The 19119-nt window shown below is 43.9% G+C and carries 13 protein-coding genes and 1 other annotated feature; of the genes, 9 read left to right on the plus strand and 4 right to left on the minus strand.

Annotated features, from left to right (window positions below; all coding sequences use genetic code 11):
• Positions 1-123: 123 nt before the first annotated feature.
• On the plus strand, positions 124-1413 hold the full coding sequence (gene spoVID, locus Q9R36_RS15545) for a stage VI sporulation protein D (protein WP_224951625.1): 1290 nt from the start codon (positions 124-126) through the stop codon (positions 1411-1413).
• Between the two features lie 117 nt (positions 1414-1530).
• Positions 1531-2601, plus strand: a complete 1071-nt coding sequence (gene ysxE / locus Q9R36_RS15550) for a spore coat protein YsxE (protein WP_253618081.1) — start codon at positions 1531-1533, stop codon at positions 2599-2601.
• 6 nt (positions 2602-2607) lie between these two features.
• Here the strand turns inward: ysxE and Q9R36_RS15555 are convergent, their stop codons facing one another.
• Positions 2608-2799 (minus strand): hypothetical protein, encoded by a 192-nt coding sequence (locus Q9R36_RS15555; protein ID WP_009796068.1) that lies wholly within the window; start codon positions 2797-2799, stop codon positions 2608-2610.
• Positions 2800-2963: 164 nt separating this feature from the next.
• Positions 2964-3201 (plus strand) — a binding site (T-box leader).
• Positions 3202-3272: 71 nt separating this feature from the next.
• On the opposite strand from Q9R36_RS15555, the gene Q9R36_RS15560 reads away from it, so the two are divergent.
• The 4 genes from Q9R36_RS15560 to Q9R36_RS15575 all read left to right on the plus strand — a co-directional run bounded on the left by Q9R36_RS15560 (position 3273) and on the right by Q9R36_RS15575 (position 12169).
• A complete protein-coding gene (locus tag Q9R36_RS15560) occupies positions 3273-5915 on the plus strand; it encodes a valine--tRNA ligase (protein WP_311225488.1) in 2643 nt (880 codons plus the stop codon).
• A 78-nt stretch (positions 5916-5993) separates the two neighbouring features.
• Positions 5994-7307, plus strand: a complete 1314-nt coding sequence (locus tag Q9R36_RS15565) for a bifunctional folylpolyglutamate synthase/dihydrofolate synthase (RefSeq protein ID WP_253618078.1) — start codon at positions 5994-5996, stop codon at positions 7305-7307.
• Between the two features lie 118 nt (positions 7308-7425).
• Positions 7426-9150 carry a diguanylate cyclase gene (locus Q9R36_RS15570; protein ID WP_253618077.1) on the plus strand — a complete coding sequence of 575 codons (1725 nt, stop codon included), beginning with the start codon at positions 7426-7428 and terminating at the stop codon, positions 9148-9150.
• Positions 9151-9346: 196 nt separating this feature from the next.
• Positions 9347-12169, plus strand: a complete 2823-nt coding sequence (locus Q9R36_RS15575) for a VWA domain-containing protein (RefSeq protein ID WP_311225490.1) — start codon at positions 9347-9349, stop codon at positions 12167-12169.
• A 62-nt stretch (positions 12170-12231) separates the two neighbouring features.
• Here the strand turns inward: Q9R36_RS15575 and Q9R36_RS15580 are convergent, their stop codons facing one another.
• From Q9R36_RS15580 to Q9R36_RS15590, 3 genes are read right to left on the minus strand one after another with little or no spacing between them, the layout of a single operon-like run.
• Positions 12232-14220, minus strand: a complete 1989-nt coding sequence (locus Q9R36_RS15580) for a hypothetical protein (protein ID WP_311225491.1) — start codon at positions 14218-14220, stop codon at positions 12232-12234.
• Complete coding sequence (locus Q9R36_RS15585; RefSeq protein WP_148973640.1) at positions 14213-14797, minus strand: PilW family protein; 585 nt, start codon at positions 14795-14797, stop codon at positions 14213-14215. Before Q9R36_RS15585 ends, Q9R36_RS15580 begins: the two co-directional genes overlap by 8 nt.
• Positions 14781-15281, minus strand: coding sequence for a type IV pilus modification PilV family protein (locus tag Q9R36_RS15590; protein WP_009796075.1), 501 nt, complete (start codon positions 15279-15281; stop codon positions 14781-14783). The genes Q9R36_RS15585 and Q9R36_RS15590 overlap by 17 nt, the downstream gene beginning before the upstream one ends.
• A gap of 145 nt (positions 15282-15426) precedes the next feature.
• Here Q9R36_RS15590 and Q9R36_RS15595 point away from each other — a divergent pair, with 145 nt between their 5' ends.
• The 3 genes from Q9R36_RS15595 (at position 15427) to Q9R36_RS15605 (ending at position 19115) form a co-directional block, all read left to right on the plus strand.
• Positions 15427-16869, plus strand: a complete 1443-nt coding sequence (locus Q9R36_RS15595; RefSeq protein ID WP_311225492.1) for a hypothetical protein — start codon at positions 15427-15429, stop codon at positions 16867-16869.
• A 78-nt stretch (positions 16870-16947) separates the two neighbouring features.
• Positions 16948-17700: a PRC-barrel domain-containing protein gene (locus tag Q9R36_RS15600; RefSeq protein ID WP_311225493.1), complete on the plus strand. Its 753-nt coding sequence runs from the start codon at positions 16948-16950 to the stop codon at positions 17698-17700.
• Positions 17701-17717: 17 nt separating this feature from the next.
• Positions 17718-19115 (plus strand): G5 domain-containing protein, encoded by a 1398-nt coding sequence (locus Q9R36_RS15605; RefSeq protein WP_311225494.1) that lies wholly within the window; start codon positions 17718-17720, stop codon positions 19113-19115.
• Positions 19116-19119: the final 4 nt, after the last annotated feature.

Here is a 19119-nt window from a genome sequence, read left to right on the forward strand (position 1 = left end):
ATTCACCCCCTACTCTCCTGCGCTCCATAACTTTTCACAATCTAATCATAATTACTATCAGCCGTTCATAGAGTGATAATGACATAGTGATTATACGTGAAAGAGCTGAAAGGAGGAGTCGCTTTGTCCCAGGAAGATCAATCATGCCTGCGCTTTTCTTTAGAAGAATCCGTCTGGTTCCAAAAAGGACAGGAAGTATCTGAGCTTGTTTCTATTTCGCTTGATCCGAATATAACCATCCAGGAACATGAACAATATGTATCGATTCAAGGATCGCTGAAACTGGCCGGGGAGTACCGGAAAAATGAAGAAGATGAACTGGAAGAATCTTTTGCCAGTCCAAAATTCATTCAATCCGTCGAAGAGAGGGAAGGGGGGATCTGTGAATTTTCTCACCATTTCCCTGTTGATATAACCATTCCGAATAATAGGATAGGAAGCGTCTATGATTTGGATGTCTATATTGATTCTTTTGACTATCAATTCCAGGAAAGAAGCTGCATGAGGCTGACAGCAGATCTGACCATCACCGGCCTCTACGGGGAACAGCAGCATCCTGCCGCGGAGTATGATGAGGAAGATGCAGCACAGGAACACGATGAAAGGCCGGAAGAAGAGGAAGCTGAGGCAGAAGCTCAGGAAGAGGAGCAGCAGCAGGATCATTTTGAGCCACTGCTTGCAGCAGAAGAGGAGACTGAAAAGGAGCTGGAGCCTTTATTCCGTTCGGCAGCGCCGGCAGAGTTAATAATAGAGGACAATGAAGAGGTGCAGCTCCCGGAATATGCCGGTTTCAAAGATTCTATTTATAAAGCCGGGGCAGGAGCGGAAGAGGAAGATGAAACAGAGAACGCAGAAGCTGCCGATCTGTTTGCCCCTTTTACTGCCGAAGCGAGAAAGCAGCCGGAGGAGGCTGAAAAAGAAGAAAAGCCGGCAGCGTTTTTTGACACCATCAAAGATCATGAGCTTCCGGTCCCGGAAGCAGCCTACCATGCTGAACCTGCAGAACAAGTGCCTGACCATAGCTTTGCAACGTTCAGGAGTGAAAAGGCAGCAGAAGATACTTATGCCGGTAACCAAAAGCCGGAAATGCAGCCGGCAGAAATATTGACCGGCTTCAAGGCCCAGCAGGAGGAAAGTGAATCTTCTTCTGACCAGGCTCCAAAAAAGAAGAAAGCAGCCAATAAGAAAAAAAGCAAGAGCTTGTCACTGGCTGAGTTTCTGGCCCGAAAGGAAGAAGAGCAGTCTGCCAGGATGAAAGTGTGCATCGTTCAGCATGGCGATACACTCGATATTATCGCAGAAAGATATGAGGTTCCTGTTCCGGCGCTGCTGAGAGTCAATCACCTGGAGCTGAACCAGGACGTTTATGAAGGCCAGGTGCTGTATGTCCCTGTGCATGCCTATCAGAAATAGCCTTCTGCAGGCAATAAGACATGTATGAAACAGGCTGGGCAGGTATGGAGGTACCTGTTCAACTGTTTCTTTTATTTCCGGAGGATCACTACGCCAATAAGAAAGTGGGATACGCGTATGGAAGGAAGCAACAGATTAGCAGCGGTTTCCCCGATTTTAAAGCACTATGCCGTCCAGCCCCACTTTGTGGAAGACTACGGCAGGACCAGGAAGATCTATTCCGATAAAGGCGTTTTTGCACTGAAAAAGCTGAAAGCAAAGCATGGGACCGATTTTATCAGGCAGGTTCAGTCCCTTTATCAGAAGGGCTACAACCGGATAGTGCCGATCTATCCGGCTGCTGACGGCCGCTACGCTGTTTTTCATGAGAGTGAACTGTATTATTTAATGCCATGGCTCGCCAATGAAGAAAAAGAAAACCGTTTTGAACGCCATCAGCAGATGTTCCGGGAACTGGCACGGCTGCACACACTGTCATTGAAGGAAGTCAATGTCACCAGCGAGGAGCGGCAGGAGCATTATGAAAAGACCCTGCTCGCCTGGGAGAAGGAGACAGAATTCTGCGAGGGATTTATTGATGAATGTGAAAGAAAGCAGTATATGGCGCCATTCGAGCTCCTTTTCTGCCTGTATTACCATGATATTACCCAGGCGCTGAAATTTTCGAAAGGCAAGCTGAAGGATTGGCATGAAAAAACGAAGGATGATGAAAAAGCGCGGACTGTCATCATCCATGGAAAAGTTTCAACAGAGCATTTTCTGTATGATGAAAGAGGCTACGGATATTTCAGCAACTTTGAAAAATCGCGCCAGGCTTCCCCGCTCCACGATCTCCTGCCGTTTCTGTCGCGCTCTTTAAGAAGTTACCCGAAGCGGAGCGATGAATCGGTTGAGTGGCTGTATACCTACTTTAAATATATACCGTTCAAGCAGGATGAAATGCTCTTGTTCCAGAGCTATCTTGCCCACCCGGGCCCTGTCCTGAGAGAGGCGGAAAACTACCATAAGAACCGCGGTTCTGCAGATGAAAGAAAGCTCGTCCAGCAGTTTCAGCGCCAATTCTGGCTTCTGAAGAATACAGAGTACATCGTCATGAGGATCGACGAAATCGAAAGGCAGAAGCAGCAGGCACAGGAAGCGGCAAAAGCCCAGGCCGAACAGGAAGGAGCCCCGGACAATTCGTCCTGAGGGCTCCTAAATGAATTCAAGATGGAGTGCCAGAGCCAGCAAGATAAAGACTGAAAGCAAAAGAACATCAAAGGTCGTAGGAATGAGAATGGTCCGTATTCCCTGAAAGACACAGAAGGGAATTATGAATTGGGCACAAACACTTCTAAAGGTCCTCAGCCATGGAGGCAGGGTATAAGGATTGAATTTCCTTTTCATCTGTTTTCCCCCTAATCTCTTTTACACCATTCTATGTCCCTTCCCCAGGTTAAGTGCCTATTTTTTAGAATCGTACGGGCGGATGTATGATTTTAAAAAATATTGCCGATACTTATTGACTATAAACCGCGAAATTCGGTACTATATCATATATAAATATCATTAGAAAAGCATTGACAGGGAAGAGTACAGTGCAAGCTGCCTAAAGAGAGGAAAACCCCAAGCTGAAAGGTTTTCCAGGCAGAATCATTGGAAGGTCGCCCTTGAGCTTCTTTCGCGAACAGAACATGTTCACAGTAGCGAAAGACGGGAAAACCGTTATCAGATTAAGCGCCTGGCAGGATTGCATTACTTGCCCGGAAAAAAGGTGGTACCGCGAAATCAGCTCCATTCGTCCTTTTATTGACGGATGGAGTTTTTTATTTGTTCAGGTACCCACAACACTAACAGATACAAGGAAGGCAGGGAATACAATGGAGAATAATGAATTGGCGATGCCAACAAAGTATGATCCCCGGAATATTGAAAAGGGACGGTATGAATGGTGGATCGGGAACAAATTTTTTGAAGCGAAGGATGCTCAAAGCAAAGAGCCTTATACGATTGTCATCCCGCCGCCGAACGTAACAGGAAAGCTTCACCTCGGCCATGCCTGGGATACCACGCTTCAGGATATCCTTACCCGCATGAAGAGGATGCAGGGCTATGATGTATTATGGCTTCCGGGCATGGATCATGCCGGCATCGCAACACAGGCGAAAGTCGAGCAGAAGCTGAAAAGCGAAGGAAAATCCCGCTACGATCTCGGCCGCGAAGCATTTGTCCAGGAAACATGGAAATGGAAAGAAGAATATGCAGAGCATATCCGCCAGCAGTGGTCTAAGCTCGGCCTGGGACTTGATTACAGCCGCGAGCGCTTCACAATGGATGAGGGGCTTTCCAAGGCGGTTAATAAAGTTTTTGTCTCTCTTTATAAAAAAGGCCTGATTTACCGCGGCGAATATATCATCAACTGGGATCCAGCCACAAAAACTGCGCTCTCAGATATCGAAGTAATTCACCAGGATGTCCAGGGCGCCTTTTATCATATGAACTACCCGCTTGCAGACGGTTCAGGATCCATTGAGGTTGCCACAACCCGTCCGGAGACCATGCTTGGCGATACAGCCGTAGCGGTTCACCCTGAAGACGAACGCTATCAGCATCTGATAGGGAAAAATGTTGTCCTCCCGATTACCGGCCGTGAAATCCCGATTGTTGCCGATGATTATGTGGATAAGGAATTCGGATCTGGTGCGGTTAAAATCACTCCTGCACATGACCCGAACGATTTTGAAATCGGGAACCGCCACGATCTTCCGCGCATCCTTGTCATGAACGAGGACGGAACCATGAATGAAAATGCCGGCAAATACAACGGCCTTGACCGCTTTGACTGCCGCAAGCAGATCGTAAAGGACCTGCAGGACGCGGGTGTACTTTTCAAAATTGAAGAGCATATGCATTCTGTCGGCCATTCTGAGCGGAGCGGAGCTGTAGTTGAGCCATATCTGTCCACACAATGGTTTGTCAAAATGCAGCCGCTGGCAGACGAAGCGGTAGCGCTGCAGCAGAAAGAAGACAAAGTCAACTTCATCCCGGACCGCTTTGAAAACACATATCTCCGCTGGATGGAAAATATCCGCGACTGGTGCATCTCCAGGCAGCTCTGGTGGGGCCACCGCATCCCGGCCTGGTATCACAAGGAAACAGGCGAGGTGTATGTAGATTCCGAGCCTCCGGCTGATGCTGAGAATTGGACCCAGGATAATGATGTTCTTGATACCTGGTTCAGCTCCGCCCTATGGCCATTCTCTACAATGGGCTGGCCGGATGAAGAAAACCCTGATTTCAAGCGCTATTATCCGACAGCAAGCCTTGTAACAGGCTATGACATCATCTTCTTCTGGGTATCCAGGATGATTTTCCAAGGCCTTGAGTTTACAGGAGAGCGCCCATTCAAAGATGTACTCATCCACGGACTGGTAAGAGATGAGCAAGGCAGGAAAATGAGCAAATCACTCGGCAATGGTGTAGATCCGATGGATGTCATTGCCCAGTACGGTGCCGATTCACTCCGCTACTTCCTGTCGACTGGAAGCTCGCCTGGACAGGATTTGCGCTTCAGCATGGAAAAGGTAGAAGCAACTTGGAATTTTGCCAATAAAATTTGGAATGCCTCCCGTTTCGCCCTTATGAATATGGCTGGCCTGAAATTTGAAGACATCGATTTAACAGGAGAAAAGTCAGTAGCTGATAAATGGATCCTGACAAGGCTCAACGAAACGATTGAAACGGTAACAAGGCTTTCAGACCGCTATGAATTCGGTGAAGTCGGCCGTGTGCTTTATAACTTCATCTGGGACGATTTCTGCGACTGGTATATTGAAATGGCGAAGCTTCCGCTTTATGGGGAAGACGAAGCGGCAAAGAAAACGACCCGTTCGATTCTTGCATATGTACTGGATAATACCATGAGGCTTCTCCACCCGTTCATGCCTTTCATTACAGAAGAAATCTGGCAGAACCTGCCTCACAGCGGTGAATCAATCACGATCGCTGAGTGGCCGAAGGTGAAAGAAGAGTACACTGATAAAAAGGCAGCAGGCGATATGAAGCTGCTTGTTGAAATCATCCGTTCTGTCCGGAACAGCCGTGCAGAAGTGAATACACCATTGAGCAAAAAGATCAAGATGATTCTGAAGCCGAATGATGACGAGGTTCTTGCTACTCTCACAGCCAATAAAGCTTATATTGAACGCTTTTGCAACCCGGAAGAGCTTGAGATCAGCCCTGCTGCCGCAACACCTGATAAGGCGATGACAGCAGTCGTTTCCGGAGCTGAGATCATCCTTCCGCTGGAGGGGCTCATCAACATCGATGAAGAAATTGCCCGGTTGAAAAAAGAGTGGGATAAGCTGGACAAAGAGGTTGAGCGTGTACAGAAGAAGCTCTCCAATGAAGGCTTTGTTAAAAAAGCGCCTGAAAAGGTCATTGAAGAAGAACGCGCCAAAGAAAAGGACTATACTGAAAAGAGAGCGATTGTCGAAGCTCGCTTAAATGAACTAAAAGGGTAAACCACCCATAACGGAAAAGGCGGATCCAGGAAGGATTCGTCTTTCCGTATGGTTTCCTATGTATGGAGGCAGATACTTATGTTTCAAACGTATGAAGAAGCAATATCCTGGATCCACTCCCGCCTTCGCCTCGGAATCAAGCCAGGGCTAAAGCGGATGGAATGGATGATGGAAAAATTGGGCCATCCCGAGAGAAAGCTCAAGAGTGTACATATCGGAGGAACGAATGGCAAGGGATCAACGGTTGCCTATTTGCGTTCCATCCTTGTGAGTGCCGGATTCAAGACTGGTACCTTCACCTCTCCTTATTTTGAACAATTCAATGAAAGAATCAGCCTGAATGGCCATCCTGTGAACGATGAAGAAATCCTCAGGCTTGTTAATGATATTTACCCGCTCAGCGAGGAGCTGGAAAAGACGGAGCTTGGGGCACCGACTGAGTTTGAAGTTATTACTGCAATGGCCTTCCGTTATTTTGCCGACGTCAATCCGGTTGATATCGCCTTGTTTGAAGTCGGCCTGGGAGGAAGGTTTGATTCGACCAATATCGTCCATCCGCTTCTGTCCATCATCACCAGCATCGGCCTTGACCACACAGCCATCCTTGGAGACACCTATGAACAGATAGCTTTTGAAAAAGCTGGAATCATCAAAAGCGGTGTCCCTGCCTTGACGGCTGTTTCACAAGAGGGAGCCCTTTCTGTTATTAAAAAAACAGCTAAAGAAAAGAACGCGAAGCTGTACCGGCTTGGCAGCGAAATCGGAATCAGTGATCATCAATCGTCTGACCATGGTGAAAGGTTTACCGTCAGCACGATTTTCCGGGAATATAAGAACCTTGAAATCAGCATGCTGGGATCTCATCAGACAAGGAATGCCGCGCTTGCAGCTGCGGCCGCAGGAATCCTGAACCAGTACTACTCCTTTATGATAGAAGAAAAAGATCTTAGGAAAGGTCTGTCCGAAGCCTATTGGCCAGGCAGGCTTGAACTCCTTTCTGACAATCCTGTCGTTCTCATGGACGGAGCCCATAATGAAGAAGGCATCATGGCTCTTGCAGATGAGCTGGGCAAAAGGTATGATGGCAAAAAAATAGCAGTTGTCTTCGCAGCATTGTCAGACAAGAAGCTGGACAAAATGATCAGAATCCTTGATGGAGCTGCCGATAGAATTACATTTACCCAATTTGATTTCCCCAGGGCGGCGGATGCTGAAATGCTTGCCGGCCTTAGTATATCCAGAAATAAAACGGCCTGTGCCAGCTGGGAAGAGGCCATCAGGACAGAATTGTCGAACCTGCAGTCTGCTGATGTTCTGGTGATTACAGGGTCGCTCTATTTCCTCTCTGCCGCAAAACCATTTCTGAATTCACTGATTGGAAAAAGGTGTTGATGCTTTGGCAGAGCAGCGCATTATTAGAGTGACAAATTTTTGGAAATTTGATACAATAATATTTATTTTGTGACTATTCTACTATATTGTAAATATTTGGGTATTTTAAGGCGGAAGGATGGGGATTATGGTTAAGCAGGGAGCGATAAGATACATATGGATCATCTGGGCGCTGACTGTGCCTGCCGGAGTCTGGCTAACCTATACCCTCTATCCTCCGCAGCCTGCAGCTTTGAACGTCGATGTCCTGGCATTTATGCTGCTTATGTTTTTTGTATCATCCATGCCGATCATCATCAATAACGTGCCCGTGTTTATGCTGCAGTGGGTGGCTTTTGCCGTTTTTTTGACTTTCGGCATCTTTATCGAAATGCTTCTAGTACAGGCTTCAGTTATCTTTCTCCTTCTGAAGCTCCGGCTTCCGAAAAGCCAGTCTTATAGGTTTCCGCTCAATTCATTTATGTTCTTTGTGGTTTCCTTCATAAGCGGGATTTTTTATTATTCCCTTGGCGGAAAGCAGGGAGCCGACCTGATGGAGCACGGCCCTTCCTTATGGCTGTCCATCCTGTATCCGATTGTCTATTATGTTGTGAATCAGCTTGTCCTTTCCCTGATCCTTTTTTTCCTGCATAAGCAGAAAACGAATTTTTTCGGGAAGGATTTTATATGGGAGTCGCTTACATCGATCATGACGCTGCCGGTCGGATTCATGCTCTATATCCTCTATCGTGAAGTGGGGCTATTATCCATCCTGTTTGTAGGCGTACCCTTTGCCAGCCTGTCTATTATCCTGGGACTCTATAATTCCAGCGAAAAGGTGAACAATTATCTGCACAAAGCAGCCGAAATCGGCCATCAGCTTGCTGAGCGCCTCAACAGGAATGAAGTGATGGAGCTTTTTATCGAAAAGCTGATCGGCATGCTGCCGGTAGACTATGCTTATATCCTTGATGTGGTCGATGAGTCTGAGCTCAAGCTTCTTTATCAGGTGGAGGATGGAGAGCGGACCACACCGTCAGCACTCCCGCTGCGCAGAAATGAGGGCATCAGCGGGCTTGTATGGGCGACAGGGAAAGCTGCCCTTTTCAGTACGAAAAAAGAATGGAAGACAGCAGCCAAAGGCTATATGCCGAAGGAGGTCGAAAGCGTCCTCTGCGTTCCGATCGCCCGCTCAAGCAAAGTTGTCGGTGTCCTCCTTCTCGCGTCCCGAAAGAAAAGGGCCTATGAAAAATATCAGCTGATGATTGTGGACATCCTTTGTTCCCACTTCGCAGTCGCCATTGAAAACGCAAGGAACTATGAAAGAACAAAGGAAAACAGCGAACGCTGTGCATTGACGAAGCTGTATAATTACCGCTATTTTGACGTGCTTCTTGGAGAAGAGTTCATAAGGATGGAATCTGGAAAAAGAAGCGTACTTTCGCTCATCATCCTGGATATCGATCACTTTAAAAGCGTAAACGATACTTTTGGGCACCAGAGCGGGAATGAGATCCTGATCGAACTGGCAGAAAGGCTATCCTTGCTCACAGAGCCATACGGAACTGTAGCGCGATATGGCGGAGAGGAGTTTGTTGTCCTGCTTCCTGACGCGGAAAAGCAGGAGGCTCTTGAGCTTGCCGAAGTCATCCGCCTTGCCATCGCTACCCAGCCTTTTACCATCACCCAGCATATGGACGGCGACGGCTCCAGACTCTCAGTCAGCATCACTGCCTCTATTGGCGTCGCCTCTGCACCAGTGGATGCAGATGATCCGCTCGCCCTTATCCGCCATGCCGACCGCGCTTTGTATGTAGGCGCGAAAAGAGCAGGGAGGAATCGGGTGGCGGAATATATGAAATAGGAAAATCCCCTGTTGGGGATTTTTTTATTTTGTAGTTTTCTGGCAGTTCCTGTTATGAAGAATCAAACTGCAAAATATGATAAATTCCGCAAGATAAAGCTTTGGAATCTATAGGTAAATTGGTATAATAATAGTAAAAATGACACAGTTGACATCTGAGAGTTTTATATATAGAGGAAAATGAGAAAGGGGGAACATGATGAGGAAGTATAGCAGAGCTATATCTGCCATCCTGATGCTGCAGCTGCTGATCCTTATGCTTTCCTATACAGGAAAGGATATATTGGCAGCAGAAGAAGCGGGGGTGGATTTTAGCGCAAAGGCATCGCAATCTGTCATCGTTAAACCGCAGAACAGCAATGCCGAGGGAAGCATCGACTTCCACCTGACGCCAAAAGGCAAAGCCACTAACGCAAACCGCGACCCGATTGATGTAGTGTTTGTTTTTGATAAATCCGGCTCGATGAATGACTCAGGCAGGAATCCGCAGAAATTTCAGAGCGCAAAAGACGCCATGACGGCCGCTGTGAGCTTTTTCAAGGAAAATGCAGGGCCGAATGACCGGTTTGGCTTTGTGCCGTTCGATGATGATGTTGAAACAGGGAAGGTTGTTAACTTTGCTCCAGAAAATAATATGGCCAGCCTCAACCTGATCAACTCCAATTCAAATAGCCTATCGGCACTTGGAGGAACAAACTATACGCAATCTCTGGACGCTGCTCTAGGCATGTTTGGTAATAGCACTAATAATAAATATGTATTGTTTATGACGGATGGTGAGCCGACGTTTTCAAAAGTCATTGAAAGAACTACCTATAATGAGAGAGCTTGCTTTATAGTTTGCTGGGATACAGGAAAAAAAATCACTGGGAATGTAGTAATGAATTATGAGGTTTATAATCAAGGGTTTTCTGTTTATCATAAGACTAACGGACACACATACAAACAGGATTTTGATCTTGCTGAAACAAAATCAGCTATAAAAAAGCACGGATTAAGCATGGCTCAAAAACTTGCCATGAAGGATATCAAACTTTTTTCAATCGGATTCGGCAGCAACACAGAACTTGATATGGGCTACTTGCGAGAATTGTCCTCTACTACCGGGGTAACTGCACGGCAGGCCACTCAGGAAAATATCTCATCTATTTTCCGTGATATATCTGCTGATATGGATACACCATCAATAAGCGGGGAGATAAAGGTAGATTTGAAGAAATACAGCAGTAAGGTAAGTTTGATTGAAGGCACCGGAGCAAGAATTGATGAAAACGGCTTCGCCAGCATCAAGTTCAATCTCCCTTATCCAATAAACCAGAATGCATCACAGCCTATAGATTTAAACCTTCCGCTAAGTTTTAAAGATCTGGGTATTTATACTTTTGATAATATCAGCATGGTTTATACAGATTTGAACGGGCGTAAAATAACCAAGCCTCACAGTCCGGTTACAATTGAGGTTAAAGAGGATGCGCCTCCTGGCTTCAGGGGCACAATGAATTTAAACGGAACCATCAACACTCCTGATAACCTTATTAAGATTAGCGGGTCAGCGGAAGAAACGAATGAGTTTGAGGTGCAGTACACGATCAATCCGTTTGGCCTAGTGAATAATACTGTGAAGGGTTCTTTAACCGACCTGAAGATCGTTCAACCGCTTCCTAAAGGTCTCTCACTGGTAAGTTCCCCAGGAGCGGAAAAATCGGAGGGTAAAGATGAAGTTATCTTAACGTTGGGCAAAACGATTAGCTACAGTAACGGACGCTTCAATCCGGAACAGGTGACAGCATCTTTCAAGGTTAAGGGTGAGTGGGCACTCAGCAATGTTAAAATGCCTGCTGCTAAATTATATTATAAGGACAGTCGTTTCGGAAAAGAGTACGATACAACAATTGCCGCCTCCAGCCAGGTCATCAATATGAAAGTCAGGCTGAAGGACACGACAAAGCAGCAGGCGTATGATGGTGATGCAGCAGGCATCATCAGCAAAATCGATCTTAGCGACAATGGGAAAAAGCTGGCGCAGACTGGATTCCCAAATGATCACGGGCTGCTCAATAAGCCGATCATGGATATGCGTTTTACTGATAACAATAAATCAATTGAAGTTATATACAGTGATGGGAGCAAGGCTACAATTTATCTGGTACTTGATTATGAAATGACAGGTGTGGACACAGGCAAGTCTTATAACAGCAGCGAAAAGGCAAATGAACATGTCAATGTTAAACTGACAAAGCTGGTGGCAGGACAGGGAGTTAAATATTTTTACAAGATTATAAACGAAAAAGGCACAACCGAATGGAAGGAGTTCTCACCAGATGAAGAAATCCCTCTGACAGAGCCTGGGGAAAACACGATTATGATTAAAGCGATTGGCGGATTCTCTGCTACTGATCAGCCAGTTACAAAATCACTGACAATTGAGAAAAGAATAGAATCAATCAGCGTTTCACCGGATCCGATTGAAGTGGAGGTCGGCAAGACTGCCGCATTCCAATTAGTAATACTGCCGGCGGATGCAACCAATAAAAATCTCAATATTACAGTTTCCAATACTGATATAGCTGCAATAGTAAATGGCAATTCAATTAATGGCAGAACGCCTGGTATAACTGAGCTTATCGTCAAGACTACCGATGGTTCAAAATTGGAAGCGAGAGTCAGGATCATAGTAAAGGACCCTTATATCGGTCTTGAGGAAATTAAGTTTAAAAAGCCGGTATTTAAATTGAATCTTAATGAAAAGATCGCGATTGAATCAGTGCTTATTTTTAATCCAGACAACGCCACCAACAAAGAAATCGTTCAAGTGGCTTCTACAGTTCCAGGGTGTGTTGCTGTAAAAAAAGAAAATGGAAAGTATTATCTGGTGGCTGAGAAGGTGGGCTATTCAACTGTTACTGCTGAGGCAGAAGAGCAGCGGGACAAATCCAAGCCAAAAGCTTCGGCACTGTTTGAAGTGAGTGATAAACAAGCGGGCGGAGATAATGGGGCTTCCGGGGAAGGCAGGTGGTAATCAAAAAGGTGCTGATATTTCAGCACCTTTTTGATTTATTTTTTAATCTTCATAAACTAAGTCTAGTATACAAGCAATTTGTCCGAAAATATTTGCAGCTGCTCCATTATAGGAAGAGTCTCAATCCGTTTCAGCAATACTTCCTGATCATATTTAACAACAAAACGGGAAAGTTTTCCCTCCTGTAACTTAGGCAGATCATCTATACTTTCAGTCACGCCCCGGACTGCATTAATCGTTAGTTTTTGCTTCGCAAAAACACCGCCATGTATATAGAAGAGTGATCCGACTCCATATAGGGTTGCTTCCTTTTCTGTATAGAAGAATCCTTTCAGTGGAGTGATATTCTTGTCAAACTTCTTTGGCAAATAAGGCTCTCCATCTTCATCCACAGAGCTGTATTTATTGAATTCATCTATCCGGGTTATCAGCAGATCATCTTTTGCCATTAAAATGATTTGCTGTTCATTTCCATTATCATCTTTAACCCCTACAATATTGGCATTTGATATGGAAGCTTTCCCTCCAGTGTATACGACTGAATCAAAGGCAACGGCGTCATCTTCGATAGAACCGTCTGTTTCATTGCCATTGATGGTAAAATGTTCACCCGTAATAATATCCTTGTTAAAATTGATGGAAGTTTCATTAGGGAGAAGAGTAAGACTGGTTCCGGTCATTATATTGCCTTTTAAAGATAGGGAAGCATTCTTGTACGACTCTGCAGAAATTGATTCAGCAGAAATGAGATCGCCGCCAAGAGCGATTTTCTCTCCATAATTTAAAATCACAGTTTTTCCGGTCACATAAATATTTTTGGATAAAGTTATATCCTTATAGCTCATTATATACAAATCACCATTTACAATGATTGTGCTATCCATATCTATTGGAAATTGGGTGCTCATTATCACAAGATCGCCATTCACATTTGTATCAGTTTTTATTTCAATTTTCTCATCCCGGCTGTCAATAACATAACCTTCCGCCAGAGGGATGACATCTTCGCTAGTCAAAGAGGTCTGGCTTTCAGCATTTTCAATTTTTTTTACATAGCCCTCCGGGTTAATTTGATAGGAGGTTCCTGCTAACTTTTTGATGCCTAAACTTATAATATCTTTTAATTTTTCCGTATCATCAGGCATCCTGACATCGAGTTTAGCATCTCTCTGCAGGGCAGCTATTCTTTGATTCATCGTTTTCTCAAAATCGATATTAAAAAACTGGCTGTCGTGTTTTAAAGGGGGGATTTGTTCCCTGTAAAAATTTTTGCTCTCCGATACAACAGGCAGCAAATGAGAAGTACTGCTGTATATGTCGCCCATTAGGGATGGCTTCGGTGTGCTTACTGTTTTTTCCTCACCATTCCGGTAAATATAATGAGCATCCTCATCTATTGCAAGCCTGTTGGCATAAGTGTTTCCGGCTATATTTGGAGAGCCGTTCAAGAAAAGTCCCGAATCCTCTTCATCCGCCTCTGACCCGACTGCATATTTTAGAAAGCTGGGCAGGGGAGATAGAATGATCCTCTTTTTTACTGTTCGTGAAACTTTACCTTCTGTTTCTGCCGGATTCTTCGTTACCAAAACAAAATCAAGAACTCTGGTAAAGTCCTTATCTGTATTAAGGGTATAAATCGTGTCTCGTTCCAGCTGCCTTCCACAGGAAGAAGACGGATCAACAGCGGCAGGAGGTCCGCTGCTGACATCAATAATATTAATACATTCAAAAGATGAGCCGGAATTTTTCTTTGTGTCTGATAGCAGAGACGAAAGCAGATTCCTCATATCAGTATTATAGGAACCTTTTACCTTATTATTTTCAAAATCCATATAATAATCCAGCGGCAATGAAGACAGTTTTCCCGACAGGTCAGCTGTCATAGTTTCCAGCACTTTTATGGAGTCGTAAGTCACATCTAAGTCTGATTCTCTTGTTTCTGTTCTTTTGACACTGCCGATGGAGGAGGCAAGAATACTCAGGCCAAGGACCGTAAATATCAAAGAAACAAGCATGACGGTAATCAGGGTATTGCCCCGCTCATTATTCATTAGAAGCGCCTCCTCCAGTAAAGCCGAATTTGCTGTCTAAGTACAACTTATCGTCGAGCCGTTCATCAGCCAGGACCAAATTTAAGCTGATCATAAAACTTTGGCAGTTCCCGCTGACGGAATTGCTGCAGGCAAAGCTGATTTCTGAGTTTGAAAAATCGGCAGAAACATCTAGCTTGGAATTATTAATTTCAATGGCACTGGCCTGGCTATCGCTGCCTTTATCGGTCAGCTTTATTTGAAGAGAAGTCAGCTGTTCATTTTCTTCATTCTTATTAACTGAATAAAAGCTGCTGTCTTCAACTTTTTCAACCGCAGTATGCCTGGAGTCAACCAGCTCAAGGCAATTGGTTCCGCAGCCTTTTACATAGTCAAATGGAAAAGAATAAAAGGTGTTCATGATCATGGTCGCTGCATAATCAGCATCATCCCTCAGCTGGCCTTCAACCTGTATTTTGTTATAAAGCTTAACACCGGAAGTGAAGACCCCATAAATGACTGGCAAAATAATCATGGTAATGGCCATTGCGGCAAGAAGTTCATATAAGGTAACACCTTTATTATCGAAGATCTTCACTTTTTATAGCCCCTTCAATTTTTGTTTCTTCGGTTTTTCCCTGGTTTTCCCACTTAACAGAAGCTTCCAGAGGGATAAAGGATGAGGAAAATTTGCTATAATCCTTTCCTTTTCTGATTGTAACGTCAAACGGAATATTGTTGACGGTAATCTTGTCTTTTCTGCAGCCGGCCGGAAATTCAGACCTATCGCCATGCCAATCGGCTATATAGCTGTTATTGCATATGTAAAGGGACAGGCCAGACAGATTGTCTTCCAGAAATTTTTTTCTTACTTCTATAAAACTCTCATTTTCGATGAACATTAGTGCATTTCTGGCAACGTTAACAGCAGCTGTTTTATTTTGGCTTCCGCTGGTATAAGTATAAGCTTGTGTAAAAAATTTCATAGAACCTAACAGGATAATGCTCAGGATCGCAAGAGATAATAAAACCTCTATTAAAGTAAGGCCTTTTGAACTATTATAAATTTTTTTGAGTTTCATTTAGACCCTTCTTTCTTTCTTTCTTATCTTATTATACAATATTTTGTAGTTATATTTGTCTTTATAGGTCGAAAAATGATACTTCTCTTTCATTTTCTAGATATGGCAAATAAGCCTATTTTACCACTTAGGGGGAGTGGATGATATGAGCAATTATATATTTGCGTTATGTTCACTTGTTTTGCTTGTTCCTATCTTGTATTTCCTGCCGCTTGGCATCAGCAGGAAAGGGAAGATTATATCGGTGGCTGCTTCCTTATGCGCAGCAGGCCTTGCACTGGCTGCCCAGGATGCATTTCTTCTTTGGCAGAATGCTATTCTTATCTTGCTGTTCATAATGGTCTGTGCTTATATCTTTGGAACCAGAATGACAGGATTATTTTTTGCGGCAGAGTCAGCAGGCATCGAAGAGCGGACGAATTCAATGCAGCATAGTCAATTTAAAGATAAAGAAACAGATTTCAGCGGGGATGAAGCATACAGCAGCGATACCGTTAACATTTATACGGAAAGTCTTCCGTCTTCCGGAGTTCCTGATGAGTACAATGCAGAGTTAACTGGAAATTCCCAAGAGAAGGCAGATACTTCGCTGGAAATGGTGGATGACTTGGAAAACTTCCTGATCAGAGAGTCAGCAGAGGATGACGAGGTTGGAATCTTAAGCGATATCGAAACAATTTCTTATTTGGAAGAGTCTGATGACATAGAGCCAGTTCAGCAAGACGGGGAAAGCACCTTGGAGGATGTTTATGCAGGAACCTTATTCACTGAAAATGAGGAAGAAGCTGGAAGTGAAGGGGATTTGCCAGGAAACATCCCGAAGCTGGCCGGATCAGAGGAATTGGATCTGCAGGATTTAGATGAAATACAAAGAAGTGACGAATATTATTACTTGGCAGACATAGAAAAAATGCTGGATTTGCCAGATCAAGAATCTGAACCAGATCAAATTGAAGAACAAGTTCTAAAGCCTGAACAAGAACAAGAACAAGAACAAGAACAAGAACAAGAACAAGAACAAGAAAGCTCAGAGGTAGCCTGGGGTGAGCGGGAATTTTTGGATGACTCTGAAAACCGGGATTCTCAAACAAATGGGGATAAAGGAAATGCAACTCAAGAAAATATTGATTCAATCTATGATATCAGCATCCAGGCATCTATTGAATTAGACCGTTCTGCTCTTTCTGATGACACTGAAAATGGATATGGCTACTATTTTGATGATGCAACCAAAAACACTTTAACCAATACAGGAGAGCTGGATATTCAGGCATCTGCAGAAGGGCAAAATTCTTCTAATAGAATGCTCCGCCATCAGGTACTGCAGACTGCGGTCGACCAGTTGAAAGCCATGAAGATGACTATGTCAGCCAATGATTATGAGGCAATGCTTAAAAAATGCATGATTTCAAATCTTCAGCCGGCTGAATACTATACCTTTGCCACCATCTTGATTCAGCATTATCTGTCATTTAAGGAAACTGCTAAATTAAAGAGGCTACTGGGAGAACTTGAAGGGAAGTATTCAAAACATCCAATTATCCGGCAGGAAATCCAATTTTTACAAAATAAATATTTTTATAATTAGACTGATAAAAAATAAGGAAATAATGTAATATTACTGTTATGTGTGTAACGAAACTTTAATATAGGTGTGGTGACTTTTATGAAAAACAGTTCGCAGATTACCGGTCTTCCCATTATTAGCATTTCGGACGGTCAGCAGGTCGGTAAAGTGAAAACATTAGTGATAAATCCGGAAAAAGGGTCTGTAGACTTTTTGACAATTGAACATGAGGATTGGCAGGTAAGTGTCAAGGCGATCCCTTTTAAAAAAGTAGTGGGGATTGGTGAATATGCAGTTACTGTGGAGAGTGACAATGCTGTAATCGATCTAAACGAAATTCCAATTGCCAACCAGCTGGTGAACAAAAAAATCAAAATTATCAGCACTAAAGTAATGACCCGAAAGGGAGAACTGATTGGAGAAGCAATTGAATACTATATTGACGATGAAACAGGCAATATCCTTGGCATGGAGATGAAATCGGGAAGCAATGAAGAGGCTTTGCCTTCTGAATATGTTTTAACTTACGGGAAAGATATCCTTATTGTTAAAGAGGATGCTGCAGATGGCTTCCTAAATGATATCTCATTGCTGGACCCTCAGAATAAGCAATTGAAAGAAAATGAAGCATTCATTACTGATATTGCATTGGAAGAAGAATCGGATATAGAGACACTTAAGGAAAAGCAGATTGAACTTCTGAACGGAAAAAAAGTAACTGCAGACATATGGGGGCAAAATGGAACCGTATTAATTCCGAACGGGACTCTCCTTACGAGAGCAATCATTGAACAGGCCCAGACAGAAGGGCCTAATGTAGTTGTTGAGTTGTCAATGAATGTTGAAGCTTAATAAGGAGGGCGCCTGGCATGAATAAAGCTCAATTTTTAAAGCTTTTTCTCGTACTGGGAATCAGTACAGCCTTCATTCTCTCGTTTTCGAAGATTGGAGCCTCTGCCTATGTAAATGTATTTTCTTCAGATGAAATATTCGGGTCTGGGACAAGGATCGGAAATGTGGATGTAAGCGGGTTAACTCATGATGACGCCCTTTTGAAGATTTCAAGCGGGCAGGAAGTTTGGAGGGAAAATACCCAGCTAACCTTCCGATATAAAGAAAAAGAAAAAAGTATTCCGCTTGATATCTTCTTGTTTGAGATGGATGAGTCGGTAAGGGCTGCAGTTGATAAAAGTGACAATCAGATCATTACATCGGTTGACGACAATCTTCTCACGGAATTACTGCAAGGGATTACCGCTGAATTGGTGGATGGGAAGTTGGATTTATCACGTTTAATATCCGACTTGAGAATGTATGCTGCAGTCCTCGAAGATGGCAGCCATATGATCAAGCTGGATACATATCTGCCGGTTTCCGAAAGTGAAGTGGTTATTTCTGAAGCGTCAATAACCTATCAGGAAGCTTCAAAAGATCTTGCAGACTGGGCTGAAAGATTTCCTTCCATTGAAATAGATCCTCAAAGCAGAATATCGATATTAGGGATCCTGAAAGAAAATAATATAGTTTATAATGAACGGTCCTTGAGTATCATTTCATCGCTCATCTATAGAGCTGTCCTGTCCAGTAATTTTACTATTGCAGAACGGCATATCGGCCGCGCCCTCCCTTCTTTCACGGAAGCCGGCTTTGAAGCCAGGACTGATAAAAACAAAAATATGGATCTGATATTCCTTAACCCTAATGACCAGTCATACAAGCTTAAATTTTCTTATAGCGATGATTTATTTTATGTAGCATTGACCGGCCAGGAGTATATGTACTCCTATGATGTCAAATTAAAAGACAAAGAAACCTTTAAGCCCAAAACTGTTGTTCAGTTTGATGCAAAATTGAAATTTGGGGAGAAAAAAACAGTTGTTGAAGGAGAGGAAGGCCTTTTGGTCAAGGTCTACCGTGATACGATCGACGAAAAGGGAGCGCTTTTAAAATCTGAGCTCATTTCCGAAGACTATTATCCTCCGGTTCATAAAGTTGAGGTTCATAGTCTTACAATCAAGGAATCTTTAATCAGTCCGGAAACCAGTGCACCTCAAGTTGATGCTGTACCTGGGGACATAGGGACTTCACCAGTGCAGGAAGAAAATACTGACGGTACAGATGAGAGCGGTTCACTGAAAGACGACAAACAGGAAAGCGCAGCAGGGGATATGGAAAAAGGAACTCAAACAGCTGATGGCAGCAGCACCTCAGATAATGAGGATAATGATGGGAGCCTTTGGGGCAAGCCGAATGAAGAGCCTAAATAATGGC

Source organism: Bacillus sp. AG4(2022) (genome assembly GCF_031844465.1).
Lineage (GTDB): Bacteria > Bacillota > Bacilli > Bacillales > Cytobacillaceae > Bacillus_AB > Bacillus_AB infantis.

Excerpts from the sequence above, each read along its gene's own strand:
- ysxE (WP_253618081.1), top strand. The coding sequence starts at position 1,531 with ATGGAAGGAAGCAACAGATTAGCAGCGGTTTCCCCGATTTTAAAGCAC.
- Q9R36_RS15555 (WP_009796068.1), bottom strand. The coding sequence starts at position 2,799 with ATGAAAAGGAAATTCAATCCTTATACCCTGCCTCCATGGCTGAGGACC.
- Q9R36_RS15560 (WP_311225488.1), top strand. The coding sequence starts at position 3,273 with ATGGAGAATAATGAATTGGCGATGCCAACAAAGTATGATCCCCGGAAT.
- Q9R36_RS15565 (WP_253618078.1), top strand. The coding sequence starts at position 5,994 with ATGTTTCAAACGTATGAAGAAGCAATATCCTGGATCCACTCCCGCCTT.
- Q9R36_RS15570 (WP_253618077.1), top strand. The coding sequence starts at position 7,426 with ATGGGGATTATGGTTAAGCAGGGAGCGATAAGATACATATGGATCATC.
- Q9R36_RS15575 (WP_311225490.1), top strand. The coding sequence starts at position 9,347 with ATGATGAGGAAGTATAGCAGAGCTATATCTGCCATCCTGATGCTGCAG.
- Q9R36_RS15580 (WP_311225491.1), bottom strand. The coding sequence starts at position 14,220 with ATGAATAATGAGCGGGGCAATACCCTGATTACCGTCATGCTTGTTTCT.
- Q9R36_RS15590 (WP_009796075.1), bottom strand. The coding sequence starts at position 15,281 with ATGAAACTCAAAAAAATTTATAATAGTTCAAAAGGCCTTACTTTAATA.
- Q9R36_RS15595 (WP_311225492.1), top strand. The coding sequence starts at position 15,427 with ATGAGCAATTATATATTTGCGTTATGTTCACTTGTTTTGCTTGTTCCT.
- Q9R36_RS15600 (WP_311225493.1), top strand. The coding sequence starts at position 16,948 with ATGAAAAACAGTTCGCAGATTACCGGTCTTCCCATTATTAGCATTTCG.
- Q9R36_RS15605 (WP_311225494.1), top strand. The coding sequence starts at position 17,718 with ATGAATAAAGCTCAATTTTTAAAGCTTTTTCTCGTACTGGGAATCAGT.